14 protein-coding genes and 2 rRNA genes are annotated in these 19,213 nt (G+C 45.8%); 3 read left to right on the plus strand and 13 right to left on the minus strand.

The features are described from left to right. Positions 1-123: 123 nt before the first annotated feature. The 5 genes from L5L77_RS18260 to L5L77_RS18280 are packed head-to-tail and all read right to left on the minus strand — an operon-like array spanning position 124 to position 4,983. Positions 124-2,175: a type IV pilus secretin PilQ gene (locus L5L77_RS18260; protein WP_263223308.1), complete on the minus strand. Its 2,052-nt coding sequence runs from the start codon at positions 2,173-2,175 to the stop codon at positions 124-126. Positions 2,176-2,196: 21 nt separating this feature from the next. Beyond that, positions 2,197-2,712 carry a pilus assembly protein PilP gene (locus L5L77_RS18265; protein WP_263223309.1) on the minus strand — a complete coding sequence of 172 codons (516 nt, stop codon included), beginning with the start codon at positions 2,710-2,712 and terminating at the stop codon, positions 2,197-2,199. After that, positions 2,712-3,335: a type 4a pilus biogenesis protein PilO gene (locus tag L5L77_RS18270; RefSeq protein WP_105250538.1), complete on the minus strand. Its 624-nt coding sequence runs from the start codon at positions 3,333-3,335 to the stop codon at positions 2,712-2,714. Before L5L77_RS18270 ends, L5L77_RS18265 begins: the two co-directional genes overlap by 1 nt. After that, positions 3,332-3,916, minus strand: coding sequence for a PilN domain-containing protein (locus tag L5L77_RS18275; RefSeq protein WP_105250539.1), 585 nt, complete (start codon positions 3,914-3,916; stop codon positions 3,332-3,334). The genes L5L77_RS18270 and L5L77_RS18275 overlap by 4 nt, the downstream gene beginning before the upstream one ends. Next, a complete protein-coding gene (locus L5L77_RS18280; RefSeq protein ID WP_105253014.1) occupies positions 3,904-4,983 on the minus strand; it encodes a pilus assembly protein PilM in 1,080 nt (359 codons plus the stop codon). Before L5L77_RS18280 ends, L5L77_RS18275 begins: the two co-directional genes overlap by 13 nt. 188 nt (positions 4,984-5,171) lie before the next feature. Here L5L77_RS18280 and L5L77_RS18285 point away from each other — a divergent pair, with 188 nt between their 5' ends. Beyond that, positions 5,172-7,706: a penicillin-binding protein 1A gene (locus L5L77_RS18285; protein ID WP_263223310.1), complete on the plus strand. Its 2,535-nt coding sequence runs from the start codon at positions 5,172-5,174 to the stop codon at positions 7,704-7,706. A 100-nt stretch (positions 7,707-7,806) separates the two neighbouring features. Here the strand turns inward: L5L77_RS18285 and argH are convergent, their stop codons facing one another. From argH to argC, 5 genes are all read right to left on the minus strand, one after another. Beyond that, positions 7,807-9,174, minus strand: coding sequence for an argininosuccinate lyase (gene argH, locus L5L77_RS18290; protein ID WP_263223311.1), 1,368 nt, complete (start codon positions 9,172-9,174; stop codon positions 7,807-7,809). Positions 9,175-9,282: 108 nt separating this feature from the next. Then, positions 9,283-10,521 carry an argininosuccinate synthase gene (locus L5L77_RS18295; RefSeq protein WP_263147671.1) on the minus strand — a complete coding sequence of 413 codons (1,239 nt, stop codon included), beginning with the start codon at positions 10,519-10,521 and terminating at the stop codon, positions 9,283-9,285. Between the two features lie 59 nt (positions 10,522-10,580). Then, a complete protein-coding gene (locus L5L77_RS18300) occupies positions 10,581-11,486 on the minus strand; it encodes an ornithine carbamoyltransferase (RefSeq protein WP_263223312.1) in 906 nt (301 codons plus the stop codon). Positions 11,487-11,498: 12 nt separating this feature from the next. Next, a complete protein-coding gene (gene argB, locus L5L77_RS18305) occupies positions 11,499-12,281 on the minus strand; it encodes an acetylglutamate kinase (RefSeq protein ID WP_011920202.1) in 783 nt (260 codons plus the stop codon). 31 nt (positions 12,282-12,312) lie between these two features. After that, entirely contained in the window at positions 12,313-13,293 is a 981-nt protein-coding gene (argC, locus tag L5L77_RS18310) for an N-acetyl-gamma-glutamyl-phosphate reductase (RefSeq protein ID WP_014611729.1), read from the minus strand. A 623-nt stretch (positions 13,294-13,916) separates the two neighbouring features. Here argC and ppc point away from each other — a divergent pair. Both ppc and L5L77_RS18320 read left to right on the plus strand, forming a co-directional pair. After that, on the plus strand, positions 13,917-16,586 hold the full coding sequence (gene ppc, locus L5L77_RS18315; protein ID WP_113941466.1) for a phosphoenolpyruvate carboxylase: 2,670 nt from the start codon (positions 13,917-13,919) through the stop codon (positions 16,584-16,586). Beyond that, complete coding sequence (locus tag L5L77_RS18320) at positions 16,586-17,131, plus strand: DUF1439 domain-containing protein (protein WP_263140922.1); 546 nt, start codon at positions 16,586-16,588, stop codon at positions 17,129-17,131. The genes ppc and L5L77_RS18320 overlap by 1 nt, the downstream gene beginning before the upstream one ends. A 91-nt stretch (positions 17,132-17,222) precedes the next feature. Here the strand turns inward: L5L77_RS18320 and L5L77_RS18325 are convergent, their stop codons facing one another. The 3 genes from L5L77_RS18325 to L5L77_RS18335 all read right to left on the minus strand — a co-directional run. Then, positions 17,223-18,497 (minus strand): CinA family nicotinamide mononucleotide deamidase-related protein, encoded by a 1,275-nt coding sequence (locus L5L77_RS18325; protein ID WP_173496122.1) that lies wholly within the window; start codon positions 18,495-18,497, stop codon positions 17,223-17,225. 312 nt (positions 18,498-18,809) lie between these two features. After that, positions 18,810-18,925, minus strand: a 5S ribosomal RNA gene (rrf, locus tag L5L77_RS18330). Between the two features lie 188 nt (positions 18,926-19,113). Next, a 23S ribosomal RNA gene (locus L5L77_RS18335) occupies positions 19,114-19,213 on the minus strand; the annotation flags it as partial.

Consider the following 19,213-nt stretch of genomic DNA (forward strand, 5'->3'; position numbering starts at 1 on the left):
GAGGATTATCTCAGCTTAGGGTCTACTATGGCAAGCCATGTGCGCTATTTATGCAAAGAATTGTATTCCAGTAATAATAAAGCCAGCAATCACTGCTGGCTTTAGTCGATACATAGCAAGTGCTTAGATCTTCTCACCGACTATTTTGGGGGTTACGAAAATAAGTAGCTCTTGACGCTCATTTTTGTCTGTTGTGTTCCTAAACAGGAAACCGACTAAGGGAATGTCACCGAGAATAGGGACTTTACTCACCCGGCTGATCAAGTTTTGCTGATAAATACCACCAAGGACTATGGTTTCACCGTTATCAACTAGCACTTGAGTGCCAATACGTTGGGTATCGATGGCGACTGCGGGACCCGTTGGTGTGTCAACCGTCTTGCCCTGAGAGTCTTGGGTGATTTCCAAATCTAAAATAACGCGGTTATCAGGTGTAATTTGTGGAGTAACACGCAAGGACAACACGGCTTTCTTAAAAGTGACCGAGGTTGCACCACTTGAAGTCGACTGCACATAAGGGATCTCCACACCCTGCTCAATATAAGCCGCCTTTTGGTTAGAGGTAGTAATACGAGGGCTGGCGATAATTTCACCTTTATTTTCTTGCTCTAACGCACTCAATTCCAAATCAAGAATAGTACCATCTGCCAACTTAGCAACGTGGAATGCGATACTTGTTGGATTGGTCACTGCCGCAGGCAAATTAACGTTCAAACGCTGGTCAGGAGTTGGAATGATGCCGTTGGCAATACTCTGAGCACCTTCTAATGTACCAGAGGTTCCCTTACTGCCCTGCTGATCCGTTACGCCCCAACGTATGCCTAAGTCTTCAGAGACATCATCTTTGACTGTTACCATACGTGACTCGATCAGCACTTGACGAATAGGGATATCGAGTACTTCGACTAAACGATGGATGTTCTCAATCGTTTCTGCCGTATCTTTCACAAGTACAGTGTTGGTACGTTCATCGACCGCGACTGAGCCGCGTGGCGAGAGTAAACTAGAATCTGCGCTTTTAAGCAGCTCAGCAATATCGATCGCTTTGGCATAGTTAATTTGCAAGTACTCAGAATACAAAGGTGCTAGCTCTTTAACTTCTTGCCTATTTTTGAGATTTTGGCTTTCACGAATAGCCAACTCTTCGCTCGGTGCCACCATTAAGATGTTGCCTTCGATACGCTTATCTAGGCCTTTGGTTTGTAGAATCAAATCTAATGCTTGGTCCCAGGGCACATCATCCAATCTCAAGGTGATGTTGCCTTCAACAGTATCACTCGTGACTAAGTTAAAATTGTTATAGTCAGCAATGATCTGCAAAACAGTACGTACAGGGATATTTTGAAAGTTAAGCGACAAAGTACGGCCATTGTATTTTTTAACATCTTTCTTGGCGGCAACTCTCTCAACTTTATTCATCGAGAGTCTAAAGAGATTATCCTCTTGCTTGTAACTGAACTCATATTCCCCAGCAATATCAACTAAAATGCGCGTTGTTAGATCTTCTTTAAATGTCTCGAAGCTTTTTACTGGTGTTGAAAAATCTTTCACATCCATAACATAAAGCAGATCACTATTAATATCAGTGTTATATAACTTAACTTCGAGTTTAGCGCCCACTTGCTCAACGTTAACGGCAACCGAGCGGTTATTCAAATAGACTAATAACTCACCGCCACCATTTTCATTACGACGAAAATCGATATTTTTAATGCTGTTAACGAAGGGATTTTCTGCCTGAGCCTGAGCGCCTGCAACCTCATCATTAATAGTGAGTCGATATGAGTTGCCCATGACTGAACCTTGGTAAGGTTTCACTTTGGACATACCTAAGGTGACTTTAAGACGAGTATCTTGCTGCTCAGTCATCATGTCAGTTACACCGACTTGATTAATGGGTAAGCGATCCTTAGATAAACCAGAAATACTATTATCAAAGGTTAATACGAGCTCTGCAGGCGATGCATTAGAGTCAATAACTGGCGGAGTGACCGCTTCTTCAAATACCAACTCTAGCTCTAACTGATGGTCAACCAAGGCATGGTACTTAACATCCATTAATCGGTTTGCAGCATAACTCGATGGCAAAATTCCAAATACCAATGCGATCCCAATAACAGACTTGATTAAGCCTGAAGAAATTAACGGGACTTTTATCGCGGCAGAAGATTTCATTATTCCCTCATCCTTCGCTCGTTATTCTCCAGAAAGTTCTAAATTGCTCGTCCTTTCGGACCAACAACCTGAACCATTTGGAATTAATTCTACTACTTCGACATTTTGTGAAGTAACTTTAGAAATGCGTCCATTAAACAGACCTAAATACTCACCAACGCCCATCCGATAAACACTGCCGTCATTTGTTTCAACTAACGCCCAAGTTGTATCGGCTTCACTTAAGGTGCCACGCATTTTTAAATTATCTAAAGGATAAGTTTCTAATCGTCCTTTTCGACGCTTTAAGTCCGGTTGTAAACAATCTTTGCTGGTATCAACAACTTCTTCCGTTAACTCACGCGAAGGTGGTACAAAAGGGCTTCGCATTAACTCGGCTTGATAGGCAAAGTGCTCAAATCTTGGCGGCTCTTTCAAGGGCGGGATATGAGCAACGTGTTGCGCTTTGGTTGTAGTAACAAATAGCTCTAAATCACTACGATCGCCAACACAACCCATTAAAAAAAGACTCAAGGCTAACAAAGGTAAGAATTTCATTATTTCTTCCCCTTATTAGCAGGTTTTTCAGGCGGTAATTCAGCCCCTTCTTTAAAGCGGTATGTCTTGGCTAAGATATCCATTGCTAAGTTGCCGGCTTCGTCTCGCTTAATGGTGAAATCATGGAGGCTAACGATACGCGGCAGCTTAGCGACACCACTCACCATACTACCTAGCTGATGGTAATCTCCCGTCACAGACATTTTAATTGGAAACTCAATATAGAAATCCCGCTGAATTTCGGCCTCCCAATTCAAACTATTAATTTTGAGTCCTGCATCCGTAGCGACAAAAGTTAAATCGTCTAGCAAACCTGGCATTTCATTTTCAGAGGGCAGCATCTTCAGTAACTCTGCAAACTGCACTTCCATCGTCGCTAGCTGATCTCGGTAGAGTTTTAAATTTGCCGCAAGTTGATACTTATTCTTGAAATCATCTCTGAGCTGCACTTCTTTATCTTGCTCTGCGGTATAAATATCTACCGAATCGGAGACGACCAAGAAATATCCCGCAGCAAAAACACAGAGTGCTAAAAGGATCGCGAAAAAGGTTTTAACTTGATTTGGCCAACCACCAATATTTTCAAAGTCGATATCATTAAATTGACTTAGATCGAGTTTCATTTACTCGCTCCTTTTGTCATTTTCTCAGGCTCATCTACACTCGCGCCTTTAATAGTGACTCTCAAACTAAAACGCTGTAATTGCCGTAACTCTTCATTTTGGGTCACGATCGACTGCATATTAGGATCGGTTAACCATTCGGATGTTTTCACTTTTCGCATCATGTTGGCGACGTTATTGTTCGATTCACTACGCCCTTCAATCAGCAACAAACTGCCCTTTTTCTCTAGGCTAGACAGATATATTCCTGGAGGTACAATTCGAACAAGCTCATCTAACACGTGAGTAGGCAAATTACGGGATTGCTGTAGATTAAGAATAATTTCTGTACGCCGCTCAATATCTTTCTTACGTTCAGTAATTTTCTTGATCTCAGAAATTTGTGTTTCAAGCAGACTGATTTCCGATTGCAAATAAGCGTTACGTGCTTTTTGCTCATCGGTCATAACATCTAATAAAGATACTGCGACATAGACTAAAATCGCCGACGCTAAAAATACTGCAGCTAAAATACCAATATAGTCGCGCTTTTGTTTTTCTCTCGCCTCTTCTCGCCAAGGGAGTAGGTTTATGTTCGCCATTGACCGTAACTCCTCAATGCTAAGCCACAAGCAACCATATATTTGCTGATTGTAGGTTGCAGCGCACTTTTAACAGACTCATCGGCATGCAAACACCCTTGAAAAGGATCGGCGATAATAGTGTGAACACCCAATTCATTCGTCAGTAAATTAGCCATACCTTCTAATTTAGATGTCCCACCGCATAATACGAGGTAGTCGACTTTATCTTTACCGCTGGAAGTGCAATAAATCTGTAGCGTACGTTTTATTTGTTGTAATAGCTGAGTTTGAAAAGGTGACAAAACTTCAAACATATAATTTCGTGGTAAGTCGCCTTCAATCTTTGCTTTCTCAGCTTGATCATAAGACATGCCATAGAAGGATAATATTGACTGAGTAAATTGCTCACCACCGAAAGCTTGCTCACGAATAAAAGTCGTCTCACCCGATTCAACCACAGAGAAAGTCGTCATATTCGCGCCGATATCAACCATAGCAACGGCTTTATGTTTCGCTCCTTCTGGAAGCTGGGCTAGAATTAACTCGGCAGCTCGACCTAAAGCGTAACCTTCAACATCCACCACTTTAGCCTCAAGTTCCACGCTATCCAGCGCATCGACTCTGACATCAATATTGTCAGTGCGGCATGCGCTCAACAGCACATCAACTTTAGTAGGATCGGTACTGTTTACGTTTAGCGTTTCAAAATCTATGCTAACTTCATCGAGTGAATACGGAATAAGGTTATCGGCTTCAATTTCTATCTGTGCCTCCATTTCTTCCTCACTAAGGGAGGCATCCATGTAGATCACTTTCGTCATCACAGCAGAACCCGAAACAGAAACAGCGGCATATTTAACGGATTTAGGCAGGCTACGTTTTATTTGCTTAAGGCATTCAACAACGGCATCAGCATCACGAATATCATGATCGTTAACGGCCCCCTTCTTAATGGGTACCGCGGCATGACTCAATATTTTGTATCCGTCAGCAGTCTTACTCAACAAAATGGCCTTAACTTCATGGGAACCGATATCGATTCCCACCATCTGCGGAGCCTGACGCTTCCATAAATTTGAAAGCATATCCATTGTCACTTTTTTATTTATATTTCAGTAAAAGAGATTAGCACAAAATCAACTTGTTATACTTACTTGTATCGAATGTTTCATCATTTTACAAATGCTATTTTGTGAGTCTCACGTTTTTACTTCACCAAGACGTGTGCGCCTTATATACTGTCGCACTTAACAGAACATTAGGATAAATTTTGGTGAAGTGGTTAAAACGTATTGTTATAGCACTATTCAGTCTAGCCCTTTTGGGCGTAGGCGCCATTGTGGCAGCATACTTTTATGTTTTGCCGGATTTACCGGATGTTTCAACACTAAAAAATGTGCAACTTCAAACACCTTTACGTATTTACAGTAGTGACGGCAAACTTATTTCTCAATTCGGTGAGAAACGTCGCATTCCACTAACGTTAGACGAAGTGCCAAAACCTCTGCTACAGGCGTTTATCGCAACCGAAGATGCCCGCTTTTATGAACATGGCGGCATAGACCCTGTTGGCGTGCTTCGCGCCGCATTAGTAATGTTGACCACTGGTGAGAAAAAGCAAGGTGCGAGTACGATTACCATGCAGGTCGCACGTAACTTCTTCTTAACCCGCGATAAGACTATTATTCGTAAAGTGAAGGAGATTTTTATCTCCTATCATATTGAAGAGTTGCTCACCAAAGATGAAATTTTAGAGCTCTACGTAAACCGCATTTACTTAGGCCAACGGGCCTACGGGGTTGGGGCTGCTGCGCAAGTGTATTTCGGTAAAAACGTGCAGGAACTCAGCTTATCTGAACTGGCCGTTATTGCAGGCCTACCCAAGGCGCCCTCTACACTCAATCCAATCACGTCACCTTCGCGTGCATTAGCTCGCCGTAATGTCGTCCTCATGCGGATGAATGAAGTCGGCTACATCAGCCAAACCGAATACCAAGCGGCACTACAAGAGCCATTGGTGGCCAGATATCATGGCGCTGAAATTGATCTCTATGCCCCTTATATTTCTGAAATGGCTCGGGATTACATGGTACAGAAGTACGGTGAAGAAGAGGCCTATACCAATGGCTACAACGTCTATACGACTATCTCATCGGATCTACAACTTAAAGCGCAACAGGCACTGCGTAATAACGTCTATGCCTATGATGAACGCCATGGCTACCGTGGTCCTGCTGCCGTGTTGTGGACGGACGAAAAACCTGAATCTGCTCAAATCAAAACTGAACTAGCCAAGATTGCTTCAGTACAAGAATTGCAACCCGCCGCAGTCATCAGCATTGCAGATCAGCAAGCCAGTATAATGACCGCCAAGGGCGAAACTAAAGTTATTACTTGGGATGGATTGAAGTGGGCACGTAAGTTTATTACTGATAAGCGTCAAGGTAGTGTACCGAAATCAGCTTCTGACATACTCAAGGTCGGCGAGCGTATTTGGATCCGTGATAACGGCCAATATTTGCAACTATCGCAAGTACCAGAAGTCGCCAGCGCAACAGTATCACTCGACCCCAAAAATGGTGCTATTCGCACTTTAGTTGGTGGTTATAGCTTTAGCCAAAGCCAATACAACCGAGTGACTCAAGCGAAGCGTCAATTAGGTTCGAATATTAAACCTTTCATCTATGCCGCAGCATTAGAGAAAGGCTTTACCTTAGCGACCCTCATAGATAATGCGCCAATTAATAAACCCGATATCAGCCAAGGCACTGCATGGCGCCCTAAAAACTCACCCGATATCTATGGCGGCCCCACTCGTTTACGTGTGGGTTTAGCGCAATCTATTAACGTTATGTCTGTGCGTGCAATGCGACATGTCGGACTCGACGAAACCATTGCTCAACTCGTTGAATTTGGTTTTGATCCTAACGACTTACCTCGCAACGAATCGATTGCATTAGGTTCGTCTTCAGTCACGCCATTGCAAGTAGTTACTGCATTTAACGTATTTGCTAACGGCGGTTTCTTACTCGAACCTTTCTATATTGATCGCGTAGAAGATGCTTACAGCAATGTTATCGAAAAAGCGAACCCTACATTGGCCTGTAAGCCTAGCCAAAGTCTTAGCCAACCAGTTACACCGAGCGATCCTATGGCGTTCAGCATAAGTGGAGACTCTAGTGCAGAACCTAGTGCACCTGTTGCGCAGTGTTTCGAACAAACTGGTCGCTACGCTCCGCAAATTATTTCAGAGCAAACGGCATTCCTCATTACCGAAGCACTGAAGAGCGTGATCTGGGGCGGCGGCGATTGGAGTAAAGGCACGGGTTGGCAGGGTACGGCTTGGCGCGCGGCAAAATTGATTAAGCGCCATGATATTGCAGGTAAAACGGGTACAACCAACGAATCGCGCGACACTTGGTTCAGTGGTTTTAGCCCTGTCATCACTAGCACCTTCTGGGTCGGTTTCGACGATCACGGTCGCCAACTGGGCAGAACCGCATGGAATGCAAACGGCGAAAAAGATCAGATAACTGGCGCCGAAGCGGGTGCGAAAACAGCAGGTCCGGGCTGGAACGAGTTTATGAACAGTGTCTTACAAGGCACACCTGAAACAACCTCGATTCCACCAGAAGGCATAGTTTCGGTACGCATCGATTTAGCGACGGGTAAACTGACCCGTAAAACCGACTATACCAGTGCGTTCGAGTACTTTATTTCAGGTACAGAGCCGAAGGAATACATCAGCGAAACTCAGGATGAAAACAATTTATTCATCGATGCACCAACTGATGATTTATTCCAATAAACAAATGCTAAAAAGTCATTACCACTAATTGTGGCCCAATAAAAAACGCGACCTAATGTCGCGTTTTTTATTGGCTTGAATTGTGGATTTGAATAACTCGCTAACGTACTTTCTTGGCCGCAATCGCCTTCTGAATTTGAGGCAATGCAGTACCACCAAGCACGTCACGTTTCGCTAAACAAGCTTCAATAGTCAGGTTTGGATAGACATCATCTTCAATGATAGCGGCAAAAGTTTTTAATTCGGCCAAGGAGAAATCCTCGAGCGGAATTTGCTTCGCTATCGCAGCAACCACGACTTCACCCACAACATGGTGCGCCTCACGGAAAGGCATACCTTTAGACACGAGATAATCCGCAAGCTCAGTAGAATTTGCATAACCTTGCTGTGCGGCTAACAGTGCATTAGGACGATTGACCTTCAAACCTGACAACACTAACGCCACCATATCGAGGCAAATTGCCCAGCTATCAACTACGTCAAACAGGCCTTCTTTATCTTCCTGCATATCTTTGTTGTACGCCAAAGGCAGTGCTTTCATCGTCGTGAGAATGCCCACTAAGCTGCCATACACCCGGCCGGTTTTGCCACGGATAAGCTCTAATGCGTCTGGATTTTTCTTCTGTGGCATCAGGGATGAACCCGAGGTCACTTCATCACTCAGGGAGATAAAGTTCGCTTCACCTGAGTTAAAGAAAATCAAATCTTCAGCCATACGGCTTAAGTGCATCATGCTGATCGATGCGGTTGAACAAAGCTCTACCACGTGATCTCTGTCTGATACACTATCTAAGCTATTCAGCGTTGGCGAGGCAAAATTCAGCGCCGCGGCCAGAGCATGTCGATCCATCTTATAAGCTGTGCCTGCTAATGCTCCAGAACCTAAAGGACAGGTATTAGCGCGGGTTAACGCATCGCTTAAACGGCTGATATCCCGCTCAGTCATTTCCACATACGCTAAACACCAGTGGCCAAATGTCACAGGTTGCGCGCGCTGCAAGTGAGTATAACCCGGCATTACCGCATCAAATTCACGCTCAGCCAACGCCAGTAATTCAGCATGTAAGCCTTGAAGGCGCGCGAGTAATGCTTTGCCTTCGGATTGACACCAAAGCTTTAAATCGGTGGCAACTTGATCGTTACGGCTACGACCGGTGTGCAATTTCTTACCGAGATCGCCCACTTTGGCAATCAAGGCCGACTCGACGAAACTGTGAATATCTTCGGCGCCCGAGGCGAGAATAATCGCCGGATCGCCCAGTACTTCCACCAGTAAGTCATTAAGCGCTTTTTTCAAGTCTCGGCATTCAGTTGCCGAGATAATTCCCACGCTGGCGATCGCATCCGCCCAAGCGATGGAGCCGACCACATCCTGTTCGAACAAGCGATAATCCACAGGCAACGAATCGTTGAATAATTTGAATAGCGCGCTCGTTTCGCCCTGAAATCTCCCACCCCATAAAGCCATGCTAACTCCCCTTACTCGCTGCTTATTTGAAATCGACTCATCTGAATCAAAAACTAAATCAAAACCTAAAAACAAAAAAGGGCGCGAGGCGCCCTTTTAAACGACCTATTACTTACCCTTTACATCATTAGCGTTGAGTGCGCGGATGCGGCTCGCTAATGAGTACAGGCGGATAAAGCCTTCTGCATGTTTTTGATCGTACACTTGATCTTCACCAAAGGTGGCAAACGCTTCAGAGTACAAGCTGTTAGGTGAACGTTTCTTCACTGCGCTCGCTTGACCTTTGTAGAGTTTAACCACTACTTCACCGTTAACTGACTCAGCCAATGACTCAGATGCTGCCAACAGTGACTTACACAGTGGCGTGAACCAACGGCCGTCATACACTAAATGCGCCATTTGTGCGGCAACTTGCTCACGCCAGTTACGGCTGGTTTTGTCAAGTACGAGCTCTTCAATCGCACGTAGTGCTGCGAACATCACAGTGCCGCCGGGTGTTTCGTAACAGCCACGGGACTTCATGCCGACTAAACGGTTTTCGGTAATGTCGATACGACCCACACCGTGTGGCGCAGCAATGGCGTTTAATGTCATCAGTGCAGCATAAGGCGTTAGGGCTTCACCATTCACTTTAGTGATACGGCCATGTTCTACTTCTAGCGACACATATTCAGGCTTGTTCGGTGCATCTTCAGGATCGGCAGTCAGTGTCCATACGCCTTTGCTTGGCTCGTTCCATGGATCTTCTAACTCACCACCTTCATGGGAAATATGGAAAGCGTTGGCATCACGGCTATAGATTTTAGTCGCTGACGCTGACGTCTTGATGTCACGTTCAGCTAAATAGGCCAGTAGATCTTCACGGCTCTGCATAGTCCATTCACGCCATGGTGCAATCACTTTTAAATCAGGTGCTAATGCCGCGAAACAACCTTCGAAACGCACTTGGTCGTTACCTTTACCGGTACAACCGTGACACAGAGCATCGGCGCCCACTTTACGGGCCACTTCAACCTGCGCTTTAGCAATAATAGGACGCGCCATTGACGTACCGAGTAAATAAGTGCCTTCGTAAATCGCACCGCTCGCAATCGTTGGGTAGATATAGTCTTTAACGAATTCTTCTTTTAGATCGACGATATGACATTCAGAAGCACCTGAAGCTAAGGCTTTTTCAGTCAAGCCAACCAGCTCTTCTTCGCCTTGGCCAACGTCGGCGCAGAATGCAATGATTTCACAGTTATCGTAGTTTTCTTTTAACCAAGGAATAATGGCCGAGGTATCTAGACCACCTGAATAGGCTAAAACCACTTTTTTCACGCCAGTATTTTTGTTCTCGATAGACATCTTAAATTCCTATGACTCGTTTCTCTCAAGGAGAAAACAGGCTGCTAAACAGGGTTAATTTAACTAAATAAGGTTACCAGTACCGCATTTTGGGCATGCATCCGATTTTCGGCTTGTTGCAGAATTAAGGAGCCTGCACCGTCCATCACTTCATCTGTTACTTCTACACCACGGTGGGCGGGCAAACAATGCATAAAGAAGTTAGCGCCCGCTTTCGCCATCAAAGCTTTGTTTACTTGGTATGGTGCAAACTTCGCTTTGATATCAGACAAAGGCGTTGGATCGCCCATTGAAATCCAAGTATCAGTATAAATAGCGTCGTGACCTTCAATCGCATCGATATCTGAAGTCAGCACTATCTTGCCGCCATATCGTTTGGCGAGCTCTTGCACTTCTGCCACTACGTAGCCATCAGGAAAGTGACCCGCAGGGCAGATCACTGTCATGGTGGCACCGAGAATAGCCGCACAGTACATCAGCGAGTTAGTGACATTATTACCATCACCAACATAAGCTAATTTAGCTTTACTGACATCCTCAAACTGCTCTGCCAGTGTTAAAAAGTCAGCTAAGGCTTGGCAAGGATGATAAAGATCCGACAGCGCATTGATCACGGGCACTGAGCCGAACTCGGCTAATTGTTCGATAGTGGTGTGTGAATAGGTTCTCGCCACAATTGCGTCGGCCCAACAGGACAGGTTAGCAGCAAAGTCAGCAACCGATTCCCGCTTCCCCAGTTCACCATTTTGCTGGTCTAGGTATAAACAGTGGCCACCGAGCTTATTAATACCGATATCAAAGCTAACGCGGGTTCTGAGCGAGGGCTTTTCAAATAACATCACCACACTCTTGCCATCCAGCGCATGACGATACTCTGCCGGATTGGCTTTGATCGTTTTTGCCAAGGCAATGAGATCCTGTAACTGCTGCTGGGTTAAGTCTTTTATCGATAGTAAATGCTTCATAACCTACTCCACTTATGGTTGGATTTGTGTTCCTACGGCTTCACCTTTTGCTAATGCGATTAATTGGCTTGCATCACGCCACGAGGCAACTTGTACCGCCTGCCCCATCCACTGCGCGACTTCGAGCGCAGCTTCAACTTTGACCTTCATTCCTTTTTCGATCACACCTTGCTTAACAAGGTCTGCTATCTGCTTGCCATTTAAACTGTGGATGAGCTGGCCTTTACCATCAAGCACCCCAGACACATCCGACAGTAGCACTAACTTGCCGCCGACTAACTTGGCTAATGCCGTCGCCGCTTGGTCAGCATTGACGTTAAGCATTTGACCATCGTCCATCATGGCGATAGAGCTACAAATCGGCATCCAACCTTGCTCGAGGATAAACTTAAGATAAGTGCCATCCTTTGGCGTGACTTCGCCAACAAGGCCTAAACGCTCATCTTTAATCTTAGCCGAAACAGTATTGCCATCGGCAAGGCTCATGCCCACACTCACAATGCCAGCCTTAGTCGCTGCGCCTTGAAGGATTTTGTTCGAAGTGCCCGCAAGTGCGCCGGCAATAATCGGCATTTGCTCGGGCGGAGTCACACGTAAACCTTCTAACTTGACGGTCTCCATACCATTAGCCGCTAACTGCTCATCCACCAGACAGCCGCCGCCATGTACCATCAACACTTTCTGACCATTGGCTAACATAGCCGCAGCCGTATCCATCAATCGCGCCATCCCCATTTCACATTGCAGCAGCGCGCCGCCCACTTTAAGCACTAATACTGAGTTGTTTGTAGACATCTTGACGACTCTCTTAAATAAGGATGAACAATTAAAGGTTAAAATGAATCTTTATGCATTGCAGCGCTTGGCTGGCAGCACCTTTCATCAAATTATCGATGGCACTGGCTACCACTAAGTAACCGCTATTCTCATCAAACTTCCAACCTAAGTGGCAGTTAGGTGTCAGCACCACATCGTCCACTTTCGGGAACTGATTGTGCTTCACGGTGACCAATGGCGCCTTGTCATACACGCTATAGGCCGCGGCCACATCGGCAGTCGTTGTGCCCGGTTTTAGCTGTACGGTAATGGTCGCTAAAATGCCACGCTTAAAGTTACCAAGGTGCGGTGTAAATATCACTTCTTGGCCAAGCTGAGTGGCGATCTCGGGTTGATGTCTGTGGCCTAATACGCCGTAAGGTGTCAGGCTCACTTCACAAAAACTGGTGTGTAACTGCGCTTTACGGCCCGCACCTGTTACGCCACTCACCGCATTGATCACCGGATAAGCCGATGTCAGTAAACTCGCCAATGGTTTTAACGCTGTCAACGATGCAGTCGGGTAACAACCTGGTACGGCAATCATCTTAGTCGCAGCGATTTCTTTGGCATTCCATTCGGCAAGGCCGTATACGGCTTTGGCTAAAACTTCAGGATATTCATGCTCAAAGCCATACCACTTAGGGTATTGCGCCACATCGCTGAAACGATAAGCACCGCTTAAATCGAATACCGCCAAACCTTGTGCATAAAACCAAGCCGCTAAATGCAAGCTTACTGAATGCTCAGTCGCTAAGACCACGGCATCTGCTTCAGCAACGATTTTTGCCTTAGCTTCATCGGACAATGGCGACAGCGTTAATGCGATATGGCTATAAATAGGATACAAATCCGCTAAAGGTTTACCTTTATCTAAACTGTTTTCAGAAACATACAACCCCTGAATCGTCAGCTCTGCTTCTGCATGGATTAAAGCGGTCAGTTGCGCGCCTGTGTAACCACTGGCACCAATAATGGCGATATTTTTCATGTGTTTTGTCTTATTAACCGAATCAAAGAAACTTAAAGAGTAGATGAATAGCTTACACGCAACCGCGTATATCTATGATGACAAGACTATCGTCGCAGGAAATCGTAATAGGTTGTTATTTTATTCACTGTCAGGCTAATACTGTACATCATGATATTCACTCTACAGGTCACAGGGGGTGACTCATCTCAACTGATGGCTAGACTACCACAAAGATCTACTTATGCAATATATGTGAATATATATTTTTAATTTATTTTCATATTTTAAGCTCAAACTGGGATATCGAAGACACGCCTCCCATTCAGCTAACTCGTTAATAACACAGTTATCCAGGGTCAACATGAGTCAAAATCAGTCCTTTTCATTAACAGCTAAGATACATGTCTGCAAAGCATAAAATAATGCACTTCATATTCACTTGCACTAATCATCAAAAAATATTGCGTGACTTCGCATTTCTATTGAATATTCTTCATCAAATACCGTGATTGGTTGCATATCGGATAAGCCAGTCGTATAAGTTATAAGTTCTGCTGTTGACCATAGCCCCAAGTGATAGGTATTGTGCTAACGGGCTAAATGCACAGCGGAATTTTCATGTTTTTCTATTCGGAGTAACTATGTCAGTAACCATGGCAGACAATATGACAGATATGTATGCGTCATTAAGATCGAACGTGAGTATGTTAGGCCAAATCCTTGGCGATACTATGCGTACCCATCTTGGGGACTCTTTTCTTGAGAAGGTTGAACAGATCCGTAAGCTTGCCAAAGACTCACGCCGAGGCGATCAAGCCGCCAGAGAGCAAATGCTCGAGTTACTGACAGCTTTGCCAGACGAAGAATTAGTCCCTTTTGCAAAAGCTTTTAACCAATTTCTTAACTTAGCTAACTTATCCGAGCAATTTCATACTATCAGTCGTAATTGCGACGAACTTGTCTGCGTGCCAGACCCAGTGGAACAACTCCTAGGCCGCATGCTCAATGGTCGTGTCGACCAAGCTAAAATGCTCGACTGTCTAAAAACACTGGATATCGATCTGGTGCTAACAGCGCACCCCACTGAAATTTCCCGTCGCACCCTGATCCAAAAATACGCCGCCATTGTCGACTGCTTAACAGAGCAAGAAAACGACCAACTATCGGATAGAGAACGTCAACAGATCAATCTGCGCCTGCGCCAATTAATCGCGCAAATATGGCACACCAATGAGATCCGCCGCGAGCGCCCAACTCCAGTAGATGAGGCTCGCTGGGGATTATCCACCATTGAAGAGTCACTCTGGCATGCGGTGCCTGACTTCTTAAGACAACTTAACGATCGAGTGCAGCAACGCACAGGGCAGCAATTACCGATTGATATCGCGCCAGTGCGCTTTTCAAGCTGGATGGGCGGCGATCGCGACGGCAACCCGTTTGTTACCGCAAAAGTCACCCAAGAGGTGCTCGATCGTAACCGCCATGCTGCCGCCAGATTATTCTTAAAAGACATAGTCCTACTGGTCGGTGAACTGTCGATGGAAGAAGCCAATGATGAGTTAAAGGCTTATACCAATAACAGCTGCGAACCTTACCGCCACGTGCTGCGATCTATTCGTCAAAGACTGCGTGACACCATAGATTATTTAAATGCGCGCATCGAAGGCCACAATCCTGAAGTCGATAAGTCGAGCCTGATTTGGCAAGAAAGCGATCTCAAAGCGCCGCTAGAAATGCTCTATAAGAGTTTAACCGACTGCGGTATGCGCTTAATCGCCAACGGTTTATTGCTCGACATTCTCCGCCGTCTCGCCTGCTTTGGCATTCATATGCTCAGGCTCGACATTCGCCAAGATGCCAGCCGTCACAGCGATGTGCTCGCCGAGTTAACTCGCTATCTCGGCATGGGTGATTTCAACCATTGGGACGAGACTGAGAAGCAAGCCTTCTTATTACGTGAACTCAGCAACCGTCGTCCACTGATCCCAAGTAACTGGCAACCCTCGGCCGATGTGGCCGAAGTGCTTAATACCTGTCGTTTGATTGCTAAACATCCGGCAAAAGCACTCGGATCCTATGTGATTTCGATGGCGGGTAAACCATCGGATGTCTTAACGGTTTTACTGTTACTCAAAGAAACAGGCTGTTCGCATCCAATGCGCGTGGTGCCACTGTTTGAAACCTTAAGCGACTTAAACAACGCCGCTGCATGTATTACCGATTTGCTCGATATTGACTGGTATCGTGGCTATACCAAGGGCATGCAAGAGGTCATGATTGGCTACTCTGACTCAGCTAAAGATGCCGGTGTTATGGCGGCGGCTTGGGCTCAGTATCACGCCCAAGAGCAGTTAGTGGCAGTCTGTAAACAAGCGGGCGTCAAGCTCACACTATTCCATGGCCGTGGTGGCAGCATTGGTCGCGGGGGTGGTCCTGCACACAAAGCAATCCTATCGCAACCACCAGGTTCGGTAGATGGCCGCATTCGCGTGACTGAGCAGGGCGAGATGATCCGCTTCAAGTTTGGCTTACCAAAACTCGCGGTTCAAAGCTTGGCCCTGTATACCTCGGCCGTATTGGAAGCAACCCTGTTACCACCGCCAGAGCCGAAGCAAGAATGGCGCAATTGCATGCAACGTATCGCAGAAGAATCAGTGGGTGCTTACCGTGGCATAGTGCGTGATGAACCTGATTTTGTGGCTTATTTCCGCGCGGCAACGCCAGAAGTGGAATTAGGAAAACTGCCACTCGGCAGCCGCCCAGCCAAACGTCGTGTCGATGGTGGGATCGAAAGTCTGCGAGCTATTCCGTGGATTTTTGCTTGGTCGCAAAACCGCTTGATGTTACCTGCATGGCTCGGCGCAGGTGAAGCACTACAAGCCGCCAGTGAACGCGGTGAGATGGGCTTACTGCAAGATATGGAGCGGGAATGGCCCTTCTTCAGCACTCGCATTTCAATGCTGGAAATGGTCTACGCCAAGGCGGAACCTAATTTGGCCCGCTACTACGAAACCTGTTTAGTACCTAAGGAATTGCATCACTTAGGCGAAACCTTGCGCCAACGCTTAGATCTGGGCATTAAAGTCGTGCTTGAGCTGACAAAATCGGATAGTTTAATGGCGCATACACCGTGGAATCGCGAATCAGTTAAACTGCGAAATCCGTATATCGATCCATTAAACTTCTTACAAACCGAGCTATTAGCGCGGACACGTAAGGAAACAACCGAAACTCCTGCGTCTGAACATGTACAGTTAGCGCTAATGCTAACCATTGCAGGTGTGGCAGCGGGTATGAGAAACACTGGTTAATGAAAAAACTTTCCCGCACGATTTGCTTGGGACTGACTGTACTGCTTGGCGGCTGCGTCTCGCAGTACAGTATCAGCGAGCATGAAATGGAGCAGTACCTCAGTAAAGAGATCCACTTTGAGGTTAAACAAGGCAATCAATTAGTTGGCGCTGAAGTGCGCATTAACGACATCAGTGTCAAGCTAGGTGTAAAACCTGACACTATGAGCGTAAGTGCCGCAACTCAAGTATCAATTAAGAATCCGATCTTTCCATTGAGCGCCAAACTCACTACGACTTTCGAAGCCAAGCCTTGGTATGACAGCGCAACGCACAGTGTCTATCTGCGCCAACTCGAATTAGTCAAAGTGGAATCAACGCCCAAGGATATTGAAAAAGCGATTAGCAGTGCCACGCCGCAGGTGATGGGTTATCTAAGACAATTCTTAGAAAACCAGCCTGTGTATGTGCTGGATACCAAGGACAGTAACCAAGCACTGATGGCAAAAATGACCGAAAGCATTCAAGTTGCCCCAGGCAAATTAGTGCTTAAGTTCACTAAATAATCTGCCATTTTTGTATCTCTGTAGAAGTTAAAATGCTCCCTCGGGAGCATTTTTGTTGGCGGGCATAAATGGATATATACCCGTATAAGAGTTACTTACTGAATCGCCCAATCGACTGATAATCGACGATCACAGCTTCAGCTAAAAGCTCACGTCTTAGCATATCGTAAGCCACAGCAGCACTTAAACTGCGTACCAGATCCCGTGAACGTCTCGGTAGTTTAATCATCTGACTGTAAACACCGCCGCGAGTTGCTAAAGCGATCGCCACAGTGCCCACAGGTTTCTCATCTGTGCCACCATCGGGCCCCGCGATTCCACTGGTTGCCAGCGCATAATCACTGTCTAAAATTTGCCTTGCCCCCTTAGCCATTTCTTCCACAGTCGCAATAGAGACTGCACCATGATCATCTAAGGTTGAAGGATTAACACCTAACACGCGCACTTTAGATTCATTACTGTAAGTCACTAATCCGTGCTGTAAGTAAGATGAACTGCCGGGGAAATCAACTAACTGGCTAGTGATCATGCCGCCAGTGCAAGACTCGGCAACGCTTAAGGTCAAGCCTGAGTTAAGTAGCTTATAATGAATTTCTTCGGCAAGAGTGGCTTTATCGTCCGCGACAACCGCAGTACCCAGCACCATTTTGATGTGCCCAGCGACGCGAGGTAATACTGCAATCGCCTTCTCGCCACGGGCGAAAATCTTAATCTCAATATGCGGCATAGAAGAGCGGTAACCAATAGTAATGCCTTCTGGCAGCTCTAGCGGTTCTAACTTATCTGCCAAAGCGGACTCACCTTGGCCTATGGTCAATAGTTTCTTTAAGGCGACCTTAGCATCAAGGTTAAACTCTTCGCGAATAAAGGGCACAAACTGCTCTGTAACCATGTGCTTCAGCTCAAAAGGCACACCAGGCGTAAAGAATAACCAAGCGCGGTTAAGCTTAACTCTAAAACCACAAGCGGTTCCCACTGGGTTATCAACCATCACAGCTGAGGCTGGCAGCATAGCTTGCTTGAGATTACTTAAAGGCATTTCACGGTTATTACGGGTAAACCACTCCTCTAAACGCTCACGCCACTGCGCATTCTCAACCAATGGTTCGCCCTTCGCCTTCGCCATCGCTAAAGCAGACATATCATCACTCGTCGGCCCGAGACCACCATTAACGAGAATCACATCTGCATGTAAGCTACGTTCTTGGAAAACCGCAATCAGATCCTCGAGGCGATCGCCGACGGTTACTCGACGCTGAATCTCGACACCATGCTCCATCATAGTACTGGCAAACCAAGCGGCGTTGGTATCAACAATCTGTCCCGCCAACACTTCTTCCCCAGTGCAAATCATCTCTAACTTCATCTCAGATCCTTATCTACCCCAATAAATTAAAACATAAGGTAAGTAACCGCTTAACTAATAGCAATAGCTAGGCTCGATCGAGAACTAAGATCGCTGTAGCAAAATCGGAGCATTGACAAAATAACCGTACAAATAACCGACAACCATTACTTATTATTGATGTCATGAAGAATGAAAGAGAGTGTTAAGGAGAGAAAAATAGGAGGAAAACTGACTAATTAAATAGAAAATAGGCTGGATTTTACAAATTGCAGACGCAAAAAAGCCAGCTTATTCAGCTGGCTTCGTTACATCTCAATGAGATAATTAGGCGCTTGGCGATGACCTACTCTCACATGGGGAGACCCCACACTACCATCGGCGCGTTTGCGTTTCACTTCTGAGTTCGGGATGGGATCAGGTGGTTCCACAAGGCTATTGTCACCAAGCAAATTCTGYTTATTACCGTGTCCATCTCTGGMYCACGYTAATAATAATTCGGAAAGCTGATTTTCTGTTGAGTCTTTAACTTTATCAAGTATCTGTATTCTGTCTAAGGCTTTTCGTACGACCTCCATGGAAGGAGGAAGTGCTAGAAAATGTCTGGAACATTTTCAGTAAAACCCATCTGGGTTGTATGGTTAAGCCTCTCGAGTCATTAGTACATGTTAGCTCAACGCCTCACAACGCTTACACACCATGCCTATCAACGTCCTAGTCTCGAACGGCTCTTTAGA

The organism is Shewanella sp. SM29 (genome assembly GCF_025654245.1).
GTDB classification, from domain to species: Bacteria; Pseudomonadota; Gammaproteobacteria; order Enterobacterales; family Shewanellaceae; genus Shewanella; species Shewanella oncorhynchi.